The 16,120-nt window shown below is 69.4% G+C and carries 15 protein-coding genes; 11 read left to right on the top strand and 4 right to left on the bottom strand.

Features of this window, described 5'->3' with window-relative positions; genetic code table 11:
• Nucleotides 1-138: 138 nt before the first annotated feature.
• Both AC5I49_RS10120 and AC5I49_RS10115 read left to right on the top strand, forming a co-directional pair.
• On the top strand, nucleotides 139-1,068 hold the full coding sequence (locus tag AC5I49_RS10120) for a LysR family transcriptional regulator (RefSeq protein ID WP_495789276.1): 930 nt from the start codon (nucleotides 139-141) through the stop codon (nucleotides 1,066-1,068).
• A gap of 3 nt (nucleotides 1,069-1,071) precedes the next feature.
• Nucleotides 1,072-2,001, top strand: a complete 930-nt coding sequence (locus tag AC5I49_RS10115) for a tripartite tricarboxylate transporter substrate binding protein (RefSeq protein WP_495789275.1) — start codon at nucleotides 1,072-1,074, stop codon at nucleotides 1,999-2,001.
• A 51-nt stretch (nucleotides 2,002-2,052) separates the two neighbouring features.
• Here AC5I49_RS10115 and AC5I49_RS10110 read toward each other — a convergent pair whose 3' ends face one another.
• Nucleotides 2,053-2,916, bottom strand: a complete 864-nt coding sequence (locus tag AC5I49_RS10110) for a DMT family transporter (protein WP_012203816.1) — start codon at nucleotides 2,914-2,916, stop codon at nucleotides 2,053-2,055.
• Between the two features lie 123 nt (nucleotides 2,917-3,039).
• Between AC5I49_RS10110 and AC5I49_RS10105 the strand changes: the two genes are divergently transcribed.
• Nucleotides 3,040-4,419 carry an aminotransferase-like domain-containing protein gene (locus AC5I49_RS10105; RefSeq protein ID WP_495789274.1) on the top strand — a complete coding sequence of 460 codons (1,380 nt, stop codon included), beginning with the start codon at nucleotides 3,040-3,042 and terminating at the stop codon, nucleotides 4,417-4,419.
• Here the strand turns inward: AC5I49_RS10105 and AC5I49_RS10100 are convergent.
• Nucleotides 4,416-5,003: a TetR/AcrR family transcriptional regulator gene (locus AC5I49_RS10100; RefSeq protein WP_012203814.1), complete on the bottom strand. Its 588-nt coding sequence runs from the start codon at nucleotides 5,001-5,003 to the stop codon at nucleotides 4,416-4,418. The two genes, AC5I49_RS10105 and AC5I49_RS10100, sit on opposite strands and share 4 nt — an antisense overlap.
• A 95-nt stretch (nucleotides 5,004-5,098) precedes the next feature.
• Between AC5I49_RS10100 and AC5I49_RS10095 the strand changes: the two genes are divergently transcribed.
• The 5 genes from AC5I49_RS10095 to AC5I49_RS10075 all read left to right on the top strand — a co-directional run bounded on the left by AC5I49_RS10095 (nucleotide 5,099) and on the right by AC5I49_RS10075 (nucleotide 12,670).
• Nucleotides 5,099-6,295 carry an MFS transporter gene (locus AC5I49_RS10095; protein ID WP_277849498.1) on the top strand — a complete coding sequence of 399 codons (1,197 nt, stop codon included), beginning with the start codon at nucleotides 5,099-5,101 and terminating at the stop codon, nucleotides 6,293-6,295.
• Nucleotides 6,296-6,544: 249 nt separating this feature from the next.
• Nucleotides 6,545-8,977 (top strand): TonB-dependent siderophore receptor, encoded by a 2,433-nt coding sequence (locus AC5I49_RS10090; RefSeq protein ID WP_495789273.1) that lies wholly within the window; start codon nucleotides 6,545-6,547, stop codon nucleotides 8,975-8,977.
• Nucleotides 8,978-9,064: 87 nt separating this feature from the next.
• Entirely contained in the window at nucleotides 9,065-11,233 is a 2,169-nt protein-coding gene (locus tag AC5I49_RS10085; protein ID WP_495789272.1) for a TonB-dependent receptor, read from the top strand.
• Between the two features lie 100 nt (nucleotides 11,234-11,333).
• Complete coding sequence (locus AC5I49_RS10080) at nucleotides 11,334-12,476, top strand: PepSY-associated TM helix domain-containing protein (RefSeq protein ID WP_495789271.1); 1,143 nt, start codon at nucleotides 11,334-11,336, stop codon at nucleotides 12,474-12,476.
• Entirely contained in the window at nucleotides 12,473-12,670 is a 198-nt protein-coding gene (locus AC5I49_RS10075) for a hypothetical protein (protein WP_016454272.1), read from the top strand. The genes AC5I49_RS10080 and AC5I49_RS10075 overlap by 4 nt, the downstream gene beginning before the upstream one ends.
• Before the next feature lie 24 nt (nucleotides 12,671-12,694).
• Here AC5I49_RS10075 and AC5I49_RS10070 read toward each other — a convergent pair whose 3' ends face one another.
• Nucleotides 12,695-13,495, bottom strand: a complete 801-nt coding sequence (locus tag AC5I49_RS10070; RefSeq protein ID WP_126313107.1) for an Hpt domain-containing response regulator — start codon at nucleotides 13,493-13,495, stop codon at nucleotides 12,695-12,697.
• Nucleotides 13,492-14,142 (bottom strand): response regulator, encoded by a 651-nt coding sequence (locus tag AC5I49_RS10065; RefSeq protein ID WP_016450119.1) that lies wholly within the window; start codon nucleotides 14,140-14,142, stop codon nucleotides 13,492-13,494. Before AC5I49_RS10065 ends, AC5I49_RS10070 begins: the two co-directional genes overlap by 4 nt.
• Before the next feature lie 113 nt (nucleotides 14,143-14,255).
• Between AC5I49_RS10065 and AC5I49_RS10060 the strand changes: the two genes are divergently transcribed.
• The 3 genes from AC5I49_RS10060 to AC5I49_RS10050 form a co-directional block, all read left to right on the top strand.
• Nucleotides 14,256-14,627 carry a response regulator transcription factor gene (locus AC5I49_RS10060; RefSeq protein WP_017407052.1) on the top strand — a complete coding sequence of 124 codons (372 nt, stop codon included), beginning with the start codon at nucleotides 14,256-14,258 and terminating at the stop codon, nucleotides 14,625-14,627.
• Entirely contained in the window at nucleotides 14,627-14,797 is a 171-nt protein-coding gene (locus AC5I49_RS10055; RefSeq protein ID WP_017407051.1) for a hypothetical protein, read from the top strand. Before AC5I49_RS10060 ends, AC5I49_RS10055 begins: the two co-directional genes overlap by 1 nt.
• A gap of 15 nt (nucleotides 14,798-14,812) precedes the next feature.
• Nucleotides 14,813-16,120: PAS domain S-box protein (locus tag AC5I49_RS10050; protein ID WP_250439650.1), on the top strand; the 1,308-nt coding region annotated here is incomplete at its 3' end.

Genomic DNA, 16,120 nt, shown 5'->3' with positions numbered 1-16,120 from the left:
CTCCTGTCTTGGCTTCTTGTTGGAAGTCACCTGCCGCGCCGCGGCAAGCGGTCGCATCGGTGACTGGATGGGATTCTGTAGAGGCTTGTCCAATATTTCAAAGATTTTTAGGATATCGGCTGGATACTTTTCACATATATGGAACTGCGCCATCTCCGTTACTTCCTGGCCGTTGCCGATACCGGCCACATCACGCGCGCGGCCGAGCTGCTGGGCATGCAGCAGCCGCCGCTGTCGCAGCAGATCCGCGCGCTGGAGGAGGAGCTGGGCATTGCCCTGTTCCGGCGCCACCCCAAGGGCGTGGACCTGACCGACGCGGGCCTGGAGCTGCAGGGCGAGGCCACGCGGCTGCTGGCCGACTTCACCGCCATGCGCGACCGCATGCAGGCCTTTGCGCGCGGCGAGCGCGGGCGCATCCATGTGGGCTTCACCAGCTCGGCGGCGGCCCATGCCTTCACGCCCGAGGTGCTGCGCCTGTGCCGTGGCCGCCATCCCGACATTGCGCTGGATGTGAGCGAGAACAATGCCGCCGAGATCACCGAGGCCGTGCAGGCCGGGCGCATGCACTGCGGCTTTCTGCGCGTGCCGGTGGCCCGGCCCGAAGGCCTGGTGTTCGAGACGCTGCTGCAGGAGCCCGCGCTGCTGGCCATTCCCGTGGACCACCGGCTGGCGCGCGATGCATCGCGGCCCGTGGCGCTCAGGCAGCTCGATGGCGAACGCCTGATCCTTGTGCGGCGCACGGGCGCGCCGGGGCTGTATGCGAACCTGCTGGCGCTGTGCGCCCGGCACAAGGTACAGGTGGAGGTGGCCGCCGAGGTGGAACGCATGATGACCAATGTGAACCTGGTGGCGGCGGGCGTGGGCCTGTCCATCGTGCCGGCCTCGGTGCGCGGCGCCCATCCCGAGGCGGTGGTCTACCGCGCCTTCGAGCCCGCCGTGCGGCTGAGCGCCCCGCTCACCCTGGTGCACCGCGAGGCCGGCACGGAAACCGGCGGCGCAGGACCCGCGGCCACCTTCATCACCCTGGCGCGCGAGCTGGCGCAGCGCCACCAGGCGCCGGGCGGCTGAGGCATGCGGGCACCGCAAGGCACCGATACCGGCCGGCGCGCCCTGCTGGCGGCGGGCGCCTGCGCGCTGGCCTGGCCCGCCCAGGCATGGCCGGCCCGGCCCGCCTGGCCGGGCGCCAGCGTGCGGATCGTGGTGGCCTACCCCGCAGGCGGTGTCAGCGACATGGTGGCCCGCGCCCTGGCCGAGCAACTGGCGCAGCAATGGGGCACGGCCGTGATCGTGGACAACCGCCCCGGCGCCAGCGGCACCGTGGCGCTGGAGCTGCTGGCGCGCAGCGCGCCCGACGGCCGCACCCTGGTCTTTGCCGCCGCCACCGCCGTGGGCCTGGCCGCAGCCTCCGTGACGCCCGTGGCCGGCGTGATGCGCACGCCCATGCTGCTGGTGGGCACGCCGGCGCTGAAGGCCGCAGATTTCGAGGGCATGCTGGCCGAGGCGCGCGGCATGCCCGGCGGCATACGCTGGGCCACCACGGGCGAGGGCACGACGGGCCACGCCGTGCTGCAGCGCATAGAGCAGGCCACGCGCATTCCCATCGTGCATGTGCCCTACAAGGGCGGGGGCCAGCAGCTCAACGATGCGCTGGCCGGGCATTTCGAGCTGCTGTCCACCAATGTGGCGCCGCTGCAGCTGCAGGCGCTGCGCGCGGGCCGCCTCAAGGCCCTGGCCGTGGGCGCGCCGCAGCGGCTGGCAGCCCTGCCCGATGTGCCCACGCTGGCGCAGCTGGGCCATGCGCAGGCCAATCTGGATTCGCTGTTCGGCCTGTTCGCGCCGCCGCAGATGGCGCCAGCGCTGGCCCAGCGCATCAATGCCGCGGTGGCCCAGGCGCTGCGCGCCCCGGCCATCCGCAGCCGGCTGGAGGCGGCCAGCAACCAGCCGTTCGAAGGATCTGCCACGGAGTTCGCGCAGCAGGTGATGCGCGAGGCCGGGCGCTGACCGCCCTGCATCGCTCCCCCCGCACCACGCCCTGCACCACGCCGGACGGGCTCAGCGCGCGTACTTCTTGGCCCCGGCCACGCAGACCACGGCGGCCATGGTGACCAGCACCATGCCCCAGCTCACCTGTTCATGCAGCAGCAGGGCCGCCAGGCCCAGGCCCATGAAGGGCTGCAGCAGCTGGATCTGGCCCACGGCCGCAATGCCGCCCTGCGCCAGGCCCCGGTACCAGAACACAAAGCCGATGAGCATGCTGAACAGCGAGACATAGGCCAGGCCCAGCCATGCGGGCCGGCCCACATCGGCCAGCGATGCCGGCATGCTGAGCAGGGCGGCCGGCAGCATGACGGGCAGGGCCAGCACCAGCGACCAGCTGATGACCTGCCAGCCGCCCAGCGTGCGCGACAGGCGCGCGCCCTCGGCATAGCCCAGGCCGCAGACGATGATGGCAGCCAGCATCAGCAGGTCGCCGCGCAGCGAGCCCCCGGCCCCGCCCACGGCCGCATAGCCGGCCACGAAGGCCGCGCCCGCCAGCGAGAACAGCCAGAACGCCGGGCGCGGGCGCTCGCCGCCGCGCAGCACCGCGAACACGGCCGTGGACAGGGGCAGCAGGCCCACGAAGACGATGGAATGCGCCGAGGTGACGTACTGCAGCGCCAGCGCGGTCAGAAGCGGAAAGCCCACCACGCCGCCCAGCGCACTCAGCGCCAGCGAAGGCATGTCGGCACGCGCGGGCCGGGGCTGGCGCAGCGCCAGCAGCATGGCCAGGGCCAGCAATGCCGCGATGCTGGCGCGCGCACAGGTCAGGAAGGTGGGGTCCAGGTCGGCGACCGCCACGCGGGTGGCCGGCAGCGATCCCGCAAAGATCGCCACGCCGATGAATCCGTTGATCCACCCGCTGCTTGTCTTGTCCATCAAAAAGCTCCTTGGTTTGCAGCAGGCAGTGGGCCATCGCACGGCCGGATCTTCCATAGACAGTCCAATACAATTCAAAAGAACTGTTATGCACACAAATCCACTACAGAAGAGAGAGCAGCCATGCGCAGCGGCACACGCATCCAGGCGGTGATGGAGGACATCCAGTCGCGCATTGCCGCGCGCACCTACCTGCCCGGCACGCGCCTGCCCTCGGTGCGCGCGCAGGCGCAGGCCATGCAGGTGTCGGTGTCCACGGTGGTGGAGGCCTATGAGCGGCTGGCGGCCGAGGGGGTGATCGCCTCGCGCCCGGGCTCGGGCTTTTATGTGGCGGGGCCGGTGGCGCCGCTGGCGCTGGGCGGTATCGGGCCGCGCGTGGACAGGGAGGTCGACCCCCTGTGGCTGGCCCGCCAGTCGCTGCAGGCAGATGCCCACGCGCTCAAGCCGGGCTGCGGCTGGCTGCCGCCTTCATGGCTGTACGAGGAAGGCGTGCGCCGCGCGCTGCGCTCCCTGGCGCGCTCGGGCAAGCTGGAGCTGACGGAGTACGCAACGCCGCTGGGCCACCCGGCACTGCGCCGCCTGCTGGCGCGGCGCATGGCCGCCATGGGGCTGGAGACCTCGCCAGAGCAGATCCTGCTGACGGAGTCGGGCACGCACTCCATCGACCTGGTCTGCCGTTTCCTGCTGGAGCCCGGCGATACGGTGCTGATCGACGACCCCTGCTATTTCAATTTCCATGCGCTGCTCAAGGCGCACCGCGTGCAAGCCGTGAGCGTGCCCTACACGCCGCAGGGGCCCGACGTGGCCCGGTTCGCCGACGCGCTGCAGGCGCATTCGCCACGCCTGTACATCACCAATTCGGCCATCCACAACCCGACGGGCGCCACGCTGTCGCCACTGGTGGCGCACCGCATCCTGAAGCTGGCCGACAGCTCGGACCTGGTGATCGTGGAGGACGACATCTTCTGCGACCTGGAGACCCATGCGGCGCCCCGGCTGGCGGCCTTCGACGGCCTGTCGCGCGTGATCCAGATCGGCAGCTTCTCCAAGACGGTGTCGGCCTCGCTGCGCTGCGGCTTCATCGCGGCGCGGCCCGACTGGACGCAGGACCTGGCGGACCTGAAGATCGCCACCAACTTCGGCGGCGGGCGCATGGCCGCCGACATCGTGCTGCGCACGCTGACCGACAGCGGCTACCGCAGGCACATGGAGTCCGTGCGGCTGCGGCTGGCGCAGGAGATGGAACGCACGGCCGCGCGGCTGCAGGCCCTGGGCATGAAGCCCTGGCTGGTGCCGCAGGCCGGCATGTTCCTGTGGTGCCAGTTGCCCGGGGGCATGGATGCCACGGCGCTTGCGCGCACCTGCCTGGAGGATGGCGTGGTGCTGGCGCCCGGCAATGCCTTCAGCCAGTCGCAGAGCGCGGGCGACTTCCTGCGCTTCAATGTGGCGCAGTGCTCGGATGCGCGGATCTTCGAGGTGCTGGCGCGGGCGCTGACGGGCTAGGCCGTTTCAGCCTGCAGCAGGCCGCGCACCCGCGCCTGCACGTGTTCCAGGGACGGCGGCAGGTCGAACAGCACGCGGTAGACGATGGGCGCGGCCAGCGCGTCGATCAGGGTGTCCGCAGCGGGCATCGCCTCGCCACGCCGCGCTGCGCGCTCGCCGATCTGCGCCAGTTGCCCGCGCAGGATTTCCACGCAGGCGCAGGGCGTGTGCTCGTTGCCCGCTGCGGCGGCCATGTCGCGCAGCATGGTGCGGCCCAGCGGCGAGGCCGATTCCTCCAGAAACTGCTCGGCCCAGGCCAGCAGGTCGCCCTCCAGCGTGCCCGTGTCCAGCGGCGGCGCCGTGGGCCGGATGATTTCCACGGCCACATCGGCCAGCAGCTGCTGTATGTCGCCCCAGCGCCGGTAGAGGGTGGACGGCGTCACGCCCGCCTGGGCGGCGATGAGCGGAAAGCTCAATTCCTCGCGCGGCATGGTTTCCAGCAGGCCCTTGACGGTCTGGTAGACCGTGGCCTGGATGCGCGCGCTGCGTCCGCCGGGACGGGCGGGACCGCCTGTTTTGGAAAGGGATGGGACTTGCGTGCTCATGGTTATTAAAGCTAAAAATTTGCGTTAGCAGCGCACAAGCGCAGAATTCGCTAACGCAAAAACTTTGCATTAATTGTGCAGCAGGGCTCTTAACCATGTCGGTACTGCAACCATCCAACTCCACTCCCGCTGCCCGGCCCGGCCGCAGCCTGGCCGTCCTGGCATTCGGCCTGGGCAGCTTCTTCGCGGCCTCCAGCGCGCCCACGCCGCTGTACCGGCTCTACCAGCAGGACTGGGGCTTTTCCTCCGGCATGCTGACCCTGGTCTTCGCGGTCTATGCGCTGAGCCTGCTGCTGGCCCTGCTCACCACGGGCGCGCTGTCGGACCACCTGGGCCGCAAGCCCGTGATCCTGGCGGCGCTGGTGCTGGAGATCGTCTCGCTGGCGGTGTTCGCCCGCGCGGGCGACGTGCAGGCCCTGGTGCTGGCGCGCGTGCTGCAGGGCTATGCCACCGGCATGGCCAGTGCGGCCATGGGCGCGGCGCTGCTGGACCTGCACCGCGAGCGCGGCACGCTGGTGAGCACCATGGCGCCCATGGTCGGCATGGCGGCGGGCATTGTCGTGGCGGGCGAGTTCGCGCAGCTGTGGCGCCAGCAGCTGGGCCTGGTGTTCTGGCTCATGGCGCTGATCTTCGTGGCCGTGGCCGCCGCCATGGCCGTGCTGCCCGAGACGGGCGCGCGCCGCCCCGGCGCACTGGCCGCCATGCGCCCCCGCGTGCGTATTCCGGGCCAGGCCCGGGCCGACTTCATGCGCGTGCTGCCCATGAGCATCACGGTGTGGGCGCTGGGGGGCTTTTACCTGTCGCTGGGCCCGTCGATGATCCGCTCGGTCACGGGCTCGGAAATCGCCGCCAGCTTTGCCGTGTGCATCAACACGCTGAGCGCCGCCGCCGCCATCTGGACGCTGCGCAGCCGCGCGCCGCGCGCCATGCTGCAGTTCGGCGGCAGCGGCCTGCTGGCCGGGGTGGCCCTGCTGCTGGTCGGCGCCCATCTGCAAAGCCTGCCCCTGGTGCTGGGGGCATCAGTGGTGGCGGGCGCGGGCTTCGGCGTGGGCTTCCAGGGCGCGCTGCGCAGCGTGATCCCGCTGGCCGAGCCGCACGAGCGCGGCGCCCTGATCTCGGCCATCTACATCGCCAGCTACCTGGCGTTCAGCGTGCCGGCCATCGCGGCGGGCATGGCCGCCGCGCGCTTCGGCCTGTTGCCGGTCACCTATGCCTACGGCCTGATGCTGATGCTGTTCGCGGGCCTGGCGCTGGCGGGGACGCGCCAGCCCAGGCCGGTGGTGGCGTCCTGATGCGTTGGCTGTAAAAATAAAACCATAGCAATCCAGCCTTACCCCACCTGGTGATCAACGGGAAATAAGGGAGAAAATCTCAGCGGCAGCGCAAAAAAAGTCCAGCCGAACTTGCAGGATGGGCATGGCTTGTTCGGCATACGGGGAGTCACGCCACTTTTCCCAGCCACCATGCCACGCCCGCACTCCCGACAGCCCCAGCACGGCTGCCCCGCCGCCCCGGGGTGGCGTGCGTCCAGGGGCAGCGCCGTGCTGCTGGCAATCGCGCTGCTGCTGGCCGCTGCGGCGCCGGCACCCTCCCGGGCGGCGTCGTCAGCCCAGGCGGCGCAGCGCAGCTTTTCCGTTGCGGCCGGACCTCTCGCGCATGTGATCGCCCAGTACGCCAACCAGGCCGGTGTGGCGCTCTCGTTCGATGCGGCCCAACTGGGTCGGCGGCAGTCTCCGGGCCTGCAGGGCCGCTATGCCGTGGACGATGGTTTTGCGAGGCTGCTGCAGGGCACGGCGCTGCAGGCCGTGCACGAGTCCGGCGGCGTCTATACGCTGCGGCCCCTGCCAGCGGCGGCCTTGGGCACGAGCGGGCAGACGCTGGGCACGGTCACGGTCCGGGCCACGGCGCCGGCCAGTGCAACGACCGAAACCTCGGACAGCTATGCCGCCAGCCTGGTCACGGGCTACAAGGGGCTTCAGTCGGTGCGCGACATCCCGCAGCCCGTGACCGTGCTCACGCGCCAGTGGCTGGACGAGCAGGCCCTGCCCGACCTGCATGCCGTGCTGCAGCACACGCCGGGCGTGACGGTGGAGTACATCGACAGCGAGCGCATCGCCTATTACTCGCGCGGCTACCAGATCGATTCGCTGCAGGTGGACGGGCTCAATGTGAACCAGGTGGCCTCGGCCTCCACCTTCATCCAGCCCGACATGGCCATGCTGGACCGCGTGGAGGTGCTGCGCGGCGCCACGGGCCTGCTGCGTGGCGCGGGCTCGCCCTCGGCCATGGTGAACATGGTGCGCAAGCGGCCCACGGCGCAATGGCAAGGCTCGGCCGCGCTGACGCTGGGCTCCTGGGACCGCCAGCGCATGGAGGCCGACCTGTCCGGCCCTCTGAACGCAGCCGGCACGCTGCGCGGCCGGCTGGTGGCGCTGGCGGACGACAAGGCATCGTTCCAGACCGCGCGCAAGGAAAAGCGCCTGGGCCTGTACGGCGTGCTGGAGGCGGACCTGGGGCCGCGCACCACGCTCACGGCCGGCCTGCAGCACACGGACCTGCAGGCCACGGGCTCCTGGGGCGGCCTGCCCGCCGCCGCCGACGGCAGCCAGCTCGGCCTGCCGCGCAGCACCTACCTGGGCACGCCCTGGAATACCTGGGACCGCCACAACCAGCAGGCCTTTGCCGAGCTGGAGCACCGGCTGGACAGCGGCTGGCAACTGAAGGCCCAGGCGGCGCACACGCGCTTTCGGTCGGACGGGTTCAAGCAGACCTCGTTTTCCAGGGCCAGCGACAGCAATCCCTACCTGTTCGACGTGAGCACCTCCATCTATGGCGGCGACGGCAGCACGCAGAACGCGCTGAGCCTGCTGGCCAGCGGCCCCTTCGAGGCCCTGGGCCGCAGGCACGAGCTGTCGCTGGGCGCCGACCTGCAGCGCATCCGCAGCACGGGCGCCACGGGCTACTGGGGCGTGAGCCCGCTGCGCAATGTGGACATCCGCGGCTGGAATCCGTACACCAGCTACCCCGAGCCCTTCTACAGCGAGGGCAACGGCAACGCCTATTCATCGCCCGTGTCCCACATCCACCAGTACGGCGGATTCGCGCGGGCCCGGCTGTCGCTGACCGACTCGCTCACCGCCATTGCCGGCGCGCGCCTGAGCTGGTGGAGCTATCTCGAACCCGGCAATGCCCAAAGCGGCTACAGCGTGCGCCGCGAGCTGACGCCCTATGCGGGCCTGGTGCATGCGCTGTCGGACACGCTCGACGCCTATGCCAGCTACAGCGAGATCTTCAGCCCCCAGGACAAGAAGGCCGCCGACGGCAGCATCCTGGCGCCCGCCCGGGGCGAGGACCTGGAGGCCGGGCTCAAGGGCAGTTTCATGGACGGCCGGCTGCAGGCCAGCGTGTCGTTGTTCCGCATCCAGCGCGTGGGCAGCGCCATGCAGGACACGGCATCGGCCATGCCCTGCCTGCCGTGGTACCCGACCAGCCACTGCTTCATGGCCGGCGGCAAGAGCCGCAGCCAGGGCTGGGAGCTGGAGCTGTCCGGCGAGCCCGCGCCAGGCTGGCAGGTGCTGGCCGGCTACACCTACACCCAGGCCAGGTACCTGCGCGACACCTCCGAGGCCAACGTGGGCCAGCCGCTGCGGCCCGTGGACCCGCGCCATGCGCTGCGCCTGTTTGCCAGCCACCGCTTCAAGGGGCCCTTGCAGGGATGGACCGCAGGCGCCGGCGTGCGGCTGCAAAGCGATGCCTACGCCAGCGTGGGCGATGTCACCACCCGCCAGGGTGGCTATGCGCTTTTTGACGCGCTGCTGGCCTACCGCCTGGACGACACCTACTCGCTGCAGCTGAACGTGAGCAACCTGCTGGACAAGCGCTACTACGCCAAGTTCTCGCCCAACAGCACCTACTTCAACAACTACTACGGCGATCCGCGCAACGTCACGGTATCGCTGCGCGCGCGCTTCTAGGGCCACGGCCGGCCTGCCCTCCCCTCCCGGCTTTTCTTCCCGGTTTTTCTTCACGGTTTTTCCTCCCGCTTTTTCCAACCTTTGCACATGACTGCCATGACGCACCACAGCACTCCTGCGGACTTCCGCTTCGCTCCCCATCCCCTCACGCGCCTGATCCGCCAATGCCTGGGCGCCGGCCTGGCCCTGGCCGCCGTGGGCGTGGCGGCCCAGACGGCCGAGGGCCCGGCCCTCAAGGAGGTGACGGTGAGCGACCAGGCCGAGGCCATCGGCGGACTGCAAAAGACCTATGCCGGCGGCCAGATCGCGCGCGGCGGCGACCTGGGCATCCTCGGCAAGACCGACCAGATGAACGTGCCCTTCAGCACGACCAACTACACCTCGGAGCTGATCGAGAACCAGCAGGCACTGACCATCGCCGACGTGGTGATGAACGACGCCTCGGTGCGCACGCTGCAGGCGCGCGGCGGCTATGGCGATGACTTCCAGGTGCGGGGCTTTTCCCTGTCCATGCGCGATGTGTCGGTGAACGGCCTGTACGGCCTGTCGCCCTCCACGCGACTGCCGCTGGAGGTGATCGAGCGCGTGGAAGTGCTCAAGGGCCCCGGCTCGCTGACCAATGGCGTGGGTCCCAGCGGCAGCATCGGCGGCAGCATCAACGTGGTGACCAAGCGCGCGGGCGACGTGCCGCTGAACCGCCTGACCGCCACCTACATGGGCAAGGCCCAGTTCGGCACCCACCTGGACGTGGGCCGCCGCTTTGGCGAAGACAACCAGTGGGGCGTGCGGGTGAACGGCGTGTGGCGCAACGGCGAAGGCAATATCGACGGCGGCCGCCAGCGCCTGGGCCTGGCCTCGGTGGGCCTGGACTACGAAGGCCAGGGCCTGCGCTGGTCGCTGGACGCGCTGACCACCAGCGGCAAGACCACGGAATTCCGCCCGCAAAGCGCCTTCCTGGCCGGCATCACCCAGGTGCCCGCCGTGCCCGACAGCCGCATCAACTTCAACCCGGGCACGGAGCTGCTGGACAAGGCCAAGACCGTGATCTCGCGCGTGGAATACGACATCAACGCCAACACCTCCGTCTACGGCGGCGTGGGCTACAGCGATGTGTCCAGCGACCAGAGCTTCCCCACGGCCGTGCAGCGCATCGACTCGCTGGGCAACTTCACGGTGCGCAACGGCTTCTACGACGAGTTCAACAAGACCACCTCGGCCGACGTGGGCCTGCGCACGCGCTTCAAGACCGGCGCCATCGGCCACACCGTGGTGGCAGCGGCCAACTACATGGACCGCGAGAGCGGCTACTTCTACCAGCTGACCACCAAAGCCGTCCCCTCCAACATCTACAACCCCTCGCCCCTGCCTGCCATCGACTTCGTGCGCGGCGCGCCCACCAAGAACGCCGAGCTGACGCAGCACAGCCTGGCGCTGGCCGACACCATGGCGCTGTTCAGCGACCGCCTGCTGGTGACCGTGGGCCTGCGCGACCAGACCATCGACCAGAAGAACGCCAGCGGCACCACGCTGTACAAGGCCAGCGCCGTGACGCCGCTGGCCGGCGTGGTGTTCAAGCCGCAGAACCATGTCGCGGTCTACGCCAACTACACGGCGGGCCTGTCGGCAGGCGGCACGGCCGGGCCCAACACGGCCAATGCCGGCCAGGTGTTCGCGCCGCAGAAGTCCAAGCAGTACGAAGTGGGCGTGAAGGTGGACTGGGGCCGCATGACCACGCAGGCCGCGCTCTACCAGATCCAGCGCCCGGGCTCCATGACAGACCCGGTGACCAATGTCTACAGCTTCGGCGGCGAGACGCGCAACCGCGGCCTGGAGCTGACCGCCTACGGCGAGATCCACAAGGGCCTGCGCCTGCTGGCCAGCGCGGCCTTCAACAACGCCAGGCTCTCGCGCACGGCAGGCGGCGTGAACCAGGGCAACGATGCCAACGGCGTGCCCGATCGCACCTTCAACCTGGGCCTGGACTGGGATACCCCCTGGGTGGAGGGCCTGAGCCTGAACGGCCGCGTGATCCACACCTCGTCCATGTACTACGACGCGGCCAACATCCTGCGCATGCCCGGCTGGACACGCCTGGACCTGGGCGCACGCCTGCGCACCCACGTGGCCGGCAAGCCGGTGGTGCTGCGCGCCAGCCTGGAGAACGTCAGCAACAAGAGCTACTGGGTGACTGCCGCCGGCTACACCACCACGGGCGCGCCTCGCACGCTGATGCTGTCGGCACAAGTGGACTTCTAAGCCACCGGCCACCGGCAACCGCCCCGCCCCCGGCATGGCGCCGGGGGCGCGGTGATGGCGGGGGCCGCAGGCCCCCTTCTGTCAGAGAAAAAAACACCCCATGCAAAGCCACACGATCAAGACCTGGGCCTGGTTGCACAAATGGAGCAGCCTGGTCTGCACCGTCTTCATGCTGCTGCTGTGCCTGACCGGCCTTCCGCTGATCTTCCACCACGAAATCGGCCACCTGCTGGGCACCGAGGTGGAGGCCCCGCCCATGCCCCAGGGCACGCCCCATGCCAGCCTGGACAAGGTGCTGGAGGTGGCCCGTGCCCAGCACCCGGACCGCGTGGTGCAGTTCGTCTCCAAGTCCGACGACACCGACGACCTCTGGTTCGTCACCATGACGCCCACGCCGGCGCCCACGGACGATTTCCGCTCCGTGGTCATCGATGCGCGCACGGCCGAGCTGCTGGCCCAGCCGCGCTTCGACCAGGGCTTCATGTGGGTCATGTTCAAGCTGCACGTGGACCTGTTCGCGGGGCTGCCGGGCAAGCTGTTCCTGGGCTTCATGGGGCTGCTGCTGCTGATCGCCATCGTCAGCGGCGTGGTGCTGTACACGCCCTTCATGCGCAAGCTCGATTTCGGCACCGTGCGCCGCACGCGCCAGCCGCGCCTGAAGTGGCTGGACCTGCACAACCTGCTGGGCATCGTCACCCTGGTATGGCTGTTCGTGGTGGGCGCCACCGGCATGATCAATACCTGGGCCGACCTGCTGATCAAGTACTGGCAGCATGACCAGCTCAGCAGCGTGCTGGCGCCCTACCAGGGCCAGGACACGGTGCCGGTGGCGGAGCGCGCCTCGCTGCAGCAATCGCTGCAGGCCGCCCAGCAGCAGGTGCCGGGCACCAGGCTGTACTTCATCGCCTTCCCCGGCACCACGTTCTCCAGCCCGCACCACCACACCTTCTTCCTGCGCGGCAACGAGCCCCTGACCTCGCGCCTGTTCCTGCCCGTGCTGGTGGACGCCAAGACCGCCCAGGTCACGGCAGCGCCCGCCCTGCCCTGGTATCTGACGGCGCTGCTGGTGTCCCAGCCGCTGCACTTCGGCGACTACGGCGGGCGGGCCATGCAGATCCTCTGGGCGCTGCTGGACATCGCCAGCATCATCGTGCTGGGCACGGGCCTGTACCTGTGGGTCAAAAAGGGCAAGAGCCTGCCGGCCCCGCAGCCCGCGCCGCGCGGCAAGGAGGTCTCGGCATGAGCGGCACGCAACACCGGGGCTTTCTCGCCCTCTGGGGCTGGCCCATCGCGCTGGGCGTGCTGACGGCCATCGGCCTGGTCTCGGCCCTGTTCAGCGACGGCGGCCTTGGCGACATGCTGGCCGGCGTCTGCCTGGCCGTTCCCACGGCGGCAGGGATCTGGCATGGATGGCTGCGGCGCAGGCCGCCGGGCTGAAGCCGGGGCAGGCCGGCACGGCGCTCAGTCGCGCCGGTCGCGCTGGCCTGCGCTTTCCAGCAGCTGCTGCAAGGCTGCGCCCAGTGGCCGCCAGACATCGGTGACACCGGCCCAGTCGCCGGCCAGGCAGGCCTGCTCCAGGCTCCTGGTCAGTCCGCTGGCCCGCTCCTGTCCCAGCAGGCGCAACACGCTCTGCAGGCTGTGCGCCTGCCTGCGCAGGGCCATGGCGTTCTGCTCCGCGATAAGGACCTCCATCCGGGCGATATCGTCGGGCAAGTGTGCAAGGCAGATGTCACGGTAGCTGTGGAACAGGCCTGCGTCGCCACCAAAGAAATTGGCGATGGCGAGCGCGTCCGACGGCGCCTCCGGTTGCACATCCGGTCGCACATCCGGCTGCGCATCGGCGCCCTCGCCCGTCCCGGCCTCCTGCCTGGGAGGGGGAGGCGGCGCATGCTGCTGGAGCACCGACTCCACGCAGTCCACCAGTTGCGCCACCGACACCGGCTTGAGCAGCACGCGCCACACCTTCAACTGCTCCAGCTGCAGCGCAACATCGGCCCGCACGCCGGCACTGAAGACCACGGCGCAGCAGCCCGCCTGCGGCGAGCGGCGCAGCCACTCGATCAGCTCCACGCCGGAGGCGCCGGGCAGCATCAGATCGGTGATCAGCAGGGCAAAGGACTGGGTTTGCAGCAGTTGCTGGGCCTGCTCCGCACTCGTGCAGGACACCAGCGTGAGCGGCAGGCCCTCCAGCGCCAGCGCAACGAACCGCGCAATCGAGGCATCGTCCTCGACCAGCAGGACCGCGGGAAAGGGCGCGTTCACGCCGCCGGCCCGCCCAGCAGCCCGCCCAGCGCTTCGGGCAGTTCCTGCACCAGCTGGGGCTTGTGGATCACGCGCACGCCGCCCAATGCGAAGGCATAGGCCTCGCGCTCTGACGCCTCCAGCGAGGTGACCACCAGCAGCTTGCAGCGCGCGAACTGCTCATGGGTGCGCAAGGTGGTGATCAGGGCGGCGCCGTCGATGTCGGGCAGCAGGATGTCCACCAGCAGCACATCGGGCTGGATCTGGCCGTACAGCGCCATGCCCGTGATCCCGTCGTTCGCCACATGCAGCTGGACGTCGGGAAAGTGACGCTGCACCAGCATGCGCACCAGATTCTGGAAGTGCACGGAGTCCTCGATCAGCAGCACGCGCTGCCCGGTGCCCGAACCCGCCTGGGCAGGGGCCGGCGCCTGTGCCACCGCTGGTGCGCCGGGCACCCCGGGCGCTGCGCGCTCGCCCTGCCTGCTGCGCCAGCGCTCCACGGAAGCGCGCGTAATGCGGCGATGGCCTCCGGGCGTCTTCCAGGCCTCCAGCTCGCCGCGATCGACCATGAGCTGGACCGATCGCACGGCCATGCCCAGCAGCTTTGCCACCTCGGCAGTCGTGTAGTGCGGAATTTGGCCTGATGGGGTGCTGTTCTCGGACATGGCAGCAATTTTGCATCAAATACGATTGAAAAATTCAATATAAATTTGATGAATTTGATATTTATGATTTAACCTCACGCAGCCCCCTTCAACTGCGTTGTGAAAGGTCCGCCATGAAGAAGATACTGATCGTCGAAGACCAGGCCGACATCCGCAAACTGCTGCGCATGACGCTGGAGTCCGGCGCCTACGAGGTCATGGAGGTGCCCACCGCCGACGAAGCCTGGGCCGTGGCCCAGCGCAACAAGCCCGATATCGTGCTGCTGGACATGATGATGCCCGGCACGCTGGACGGCCTGGAGGTGTGCTGTCGCATCAAGACCTCCTACGATCTGCGGCATACCCTGGTGGTGCTGCTCACCGCCCGGGACAGCGCAGAGGACCGCGAGGCGGGCTTCAATGCGGGCGCCGACGAATACCTGGTCAAGCCCTTCAGCCCGACCCGGCTGCTGCAGATCCTGGCCAGCCTTGAAAGGAGCGACTGATGATGATGCGCGCACGGGAGACCGGCCGCGTGGACCTGTCCATGGCAGACGGCCCGTCCAGCCGCAGGCTGGCGGACGGCTGGCACTGGATGCAGGCGTTCGCGCCGGCCCGGCCCGTTCCTGTGCCGCACGACGGGTTGACCGCCATCGTCGCGCCCCGGAATTTCTGATGGAGCATCTTCATCATGTCTGATCGAGCTACCGCGCATCATTTCCTGGGTGCCGGACGCAGCGCCCACATCAAGGCACTGGTGCTGACCTTTGCCCTATGCGTGCTTGCCGGGCTGGTGCTCTTCGTCTGGAGCCAGCTGCACGCCGAGGCCGACCAGAGCAAGTCCCAGGCCGCACTGCTGGCGCGCGTGCTGGAGGACCAGACGGCCAAGACCTTCGAGAACACCGAAATGGCCCTGTCCAGCCTGGCGCACCACCCCGCCATCCTGGCCGCCGGCAGCACGCGCAGCACGCGCGAGGCCGCCATGGCCCAGCTGATCGCCCAGCTGCCCTACCTGCGCAGCATGGCCCTGCTCGACGACAAGGGACTCATCCTGGCCAGCACCCAGGCGGGCGAGGCCGGCCAGCAGATCGACATGCAGGAGCTGCTGCACGACAAGAGCGCCGTCGTCGTGCCCGGCAAGCCCCTGCTGGGCCGGCTGGTGCCCGGCCGTGGCCTGTCGGCCCTGGCGCCCCGCGCGCACCCGTCGCCGCGCGGCGTATCGTTTCTGCCGCAGCTGCTGGGCTTTCACCAGGACAACGGCATGCCCGCCGTGCTGGTGGCCCTGATCAACCCCGACGCCGTGGCCAACTTCTACCAGGCCACGCTGGAGATCCTCAGCTACGAGGCCGTGCTGCTGACCTACGACGGCCGGCCGCTGGCCAGCACCAATGCGGGCACGGGCGTGCAGGCGACCGCCGTGCTGCAGACACCGCTGTTCCGGCAATGGCTGCCGCACAGCGAATTCGGCTCCTACATCGGCGCGGGCATGCTCGGCTCCCATGAGATCGTGTCGTTTCGCACCGTGCGCAACTGGCCGCTGCTGCTGGTGGTGGAGGAGCCCTACGCAGCCCTGGTGGCGCGCTGGAGGGATGACGCCTTCGCCTTCTTCGTGGCCGGCGTGGCCCTGCTGGCCCTGGTGCTGGGCCTGAGCTGGTCGGTGCTCAAGACGCGCAGGGAGCAGAAGACGGCACAGCAGGCCATGGAGCAGGCCCAGGCGCGCCTGGCGCGCAGCGAGCATGAGATGGCCGTGCTCATGCGCAGCGTGCAGGAGCTGATCTTTCGCACTGACAGCGAGGGTCTGCTGACCTTCGTGAACGCACGCTGGGAACAGCTGACCGGCCAGCCCAGCTCCGAGGCCGTAGGGCAGCCGCTGGAGAACATCGTGGACGGCCCGTACCGCGCGCAGATCCAGGCCCTGCTCGATCCCCTGGCCCGGCTGGCGCCGCGCAACTGCCAGGCCATGTTCCAGCTGCCGGGCCACCGGGAAATACTCTGCGAC

The organism is Delftia sp. (assembly GCF_059499305.1).
The sequence above is the reverse complement of the archived record's forward strand: the minus strand, read 5'-3'. Positions and strand labels throughout refer to the sequence as shown.

Bases quoted from the DNA above. Each gene is read 5' to 3' on its own strand.
- AC5I49_RS10120 (WP_495789276.1), top strand. From the start codon at position 139: ATGGAACTGCGCCATCTCCGTTACTTCCTGGCCGTTGCCGATACCGGC.
- AC5I49_RS10115 (WP_495789275.1), top strand. From the start codon at position 1,072: ATGCGGGCACCGCAAGGCACCGATACCGGCCGGCGCGCCCTGCTGGCG.
- AC5I49_RS10110 (WP_012203816.1), bottom strand. From the start codon at position 2,916: ATGGACAAGACAAGCAGCGGGTGGATCAACGGATTCATCGGCGTGGCG.
- AC5I49_RS10105 (WP_495789274.1), top strand. From the start codon at position 3,040: ATGCGCAGCGGCACACGCATCCAGGCGGTGATGGAGGACATCCAGTCG.
- AC5I49_RS10100 (WP_012203814.1), bottom strand. From the start codon at position 5,003: ATGAGCACGCAAGTCCCATCCCTTTCCAAAACAGGCGGTCCCGCCCGT.
- AC5I49_RS10095 (WP_277849498.1), top strand. From the start codon at position 5,099: ATGTCGGTACTGCAACCATCCAACTCCACTCCCGCTGCCCGGCCCGGC.
- AC5I49_RS10085 (WP_495789272.1), top strand. From the start codon at position 9,065: ATGACTGCCATGACGCACCACAGCACTCCTGCGGACTTCCGCTTCGCT.
- AC5I49_RS10080 (WP_495789271.1), top strand. From the start codon at position 11,334: ATGCAAAGCCACACGATCAAGACCTGGGCCTGGTTGCACAAATGGAGC.
- AC5I49_RS10075 (WP_016454272.1), top strand. From the start codon at position 12,473: ATGAGCGGCACGCAACACCGGGGCTTTCTCGCCCTCTGGGGCTGGCCC.
- AC5I49_RS10065 (WP_016450119.1), bottom strand. From the start codon at position 14,142: ATGTCCGAGAACAGCACCCCATCAGGCCAAATTCCGCACTACACGACT.
- AC5I49_RS10060 (WP_017407052.1), top strand. From the start codon at position 14,256: ATGAAGAAGATACTGATCGTCGAAGACCAGGCCGACATCCGCAAACTG.
- AC5I49_RS10055 (WP_017407051.1), top strand. From the start codon at position 14,627: ATGATGATGCGCGCACGGGAGACCGGCCGCGTGGACCTGTCCATGGCA.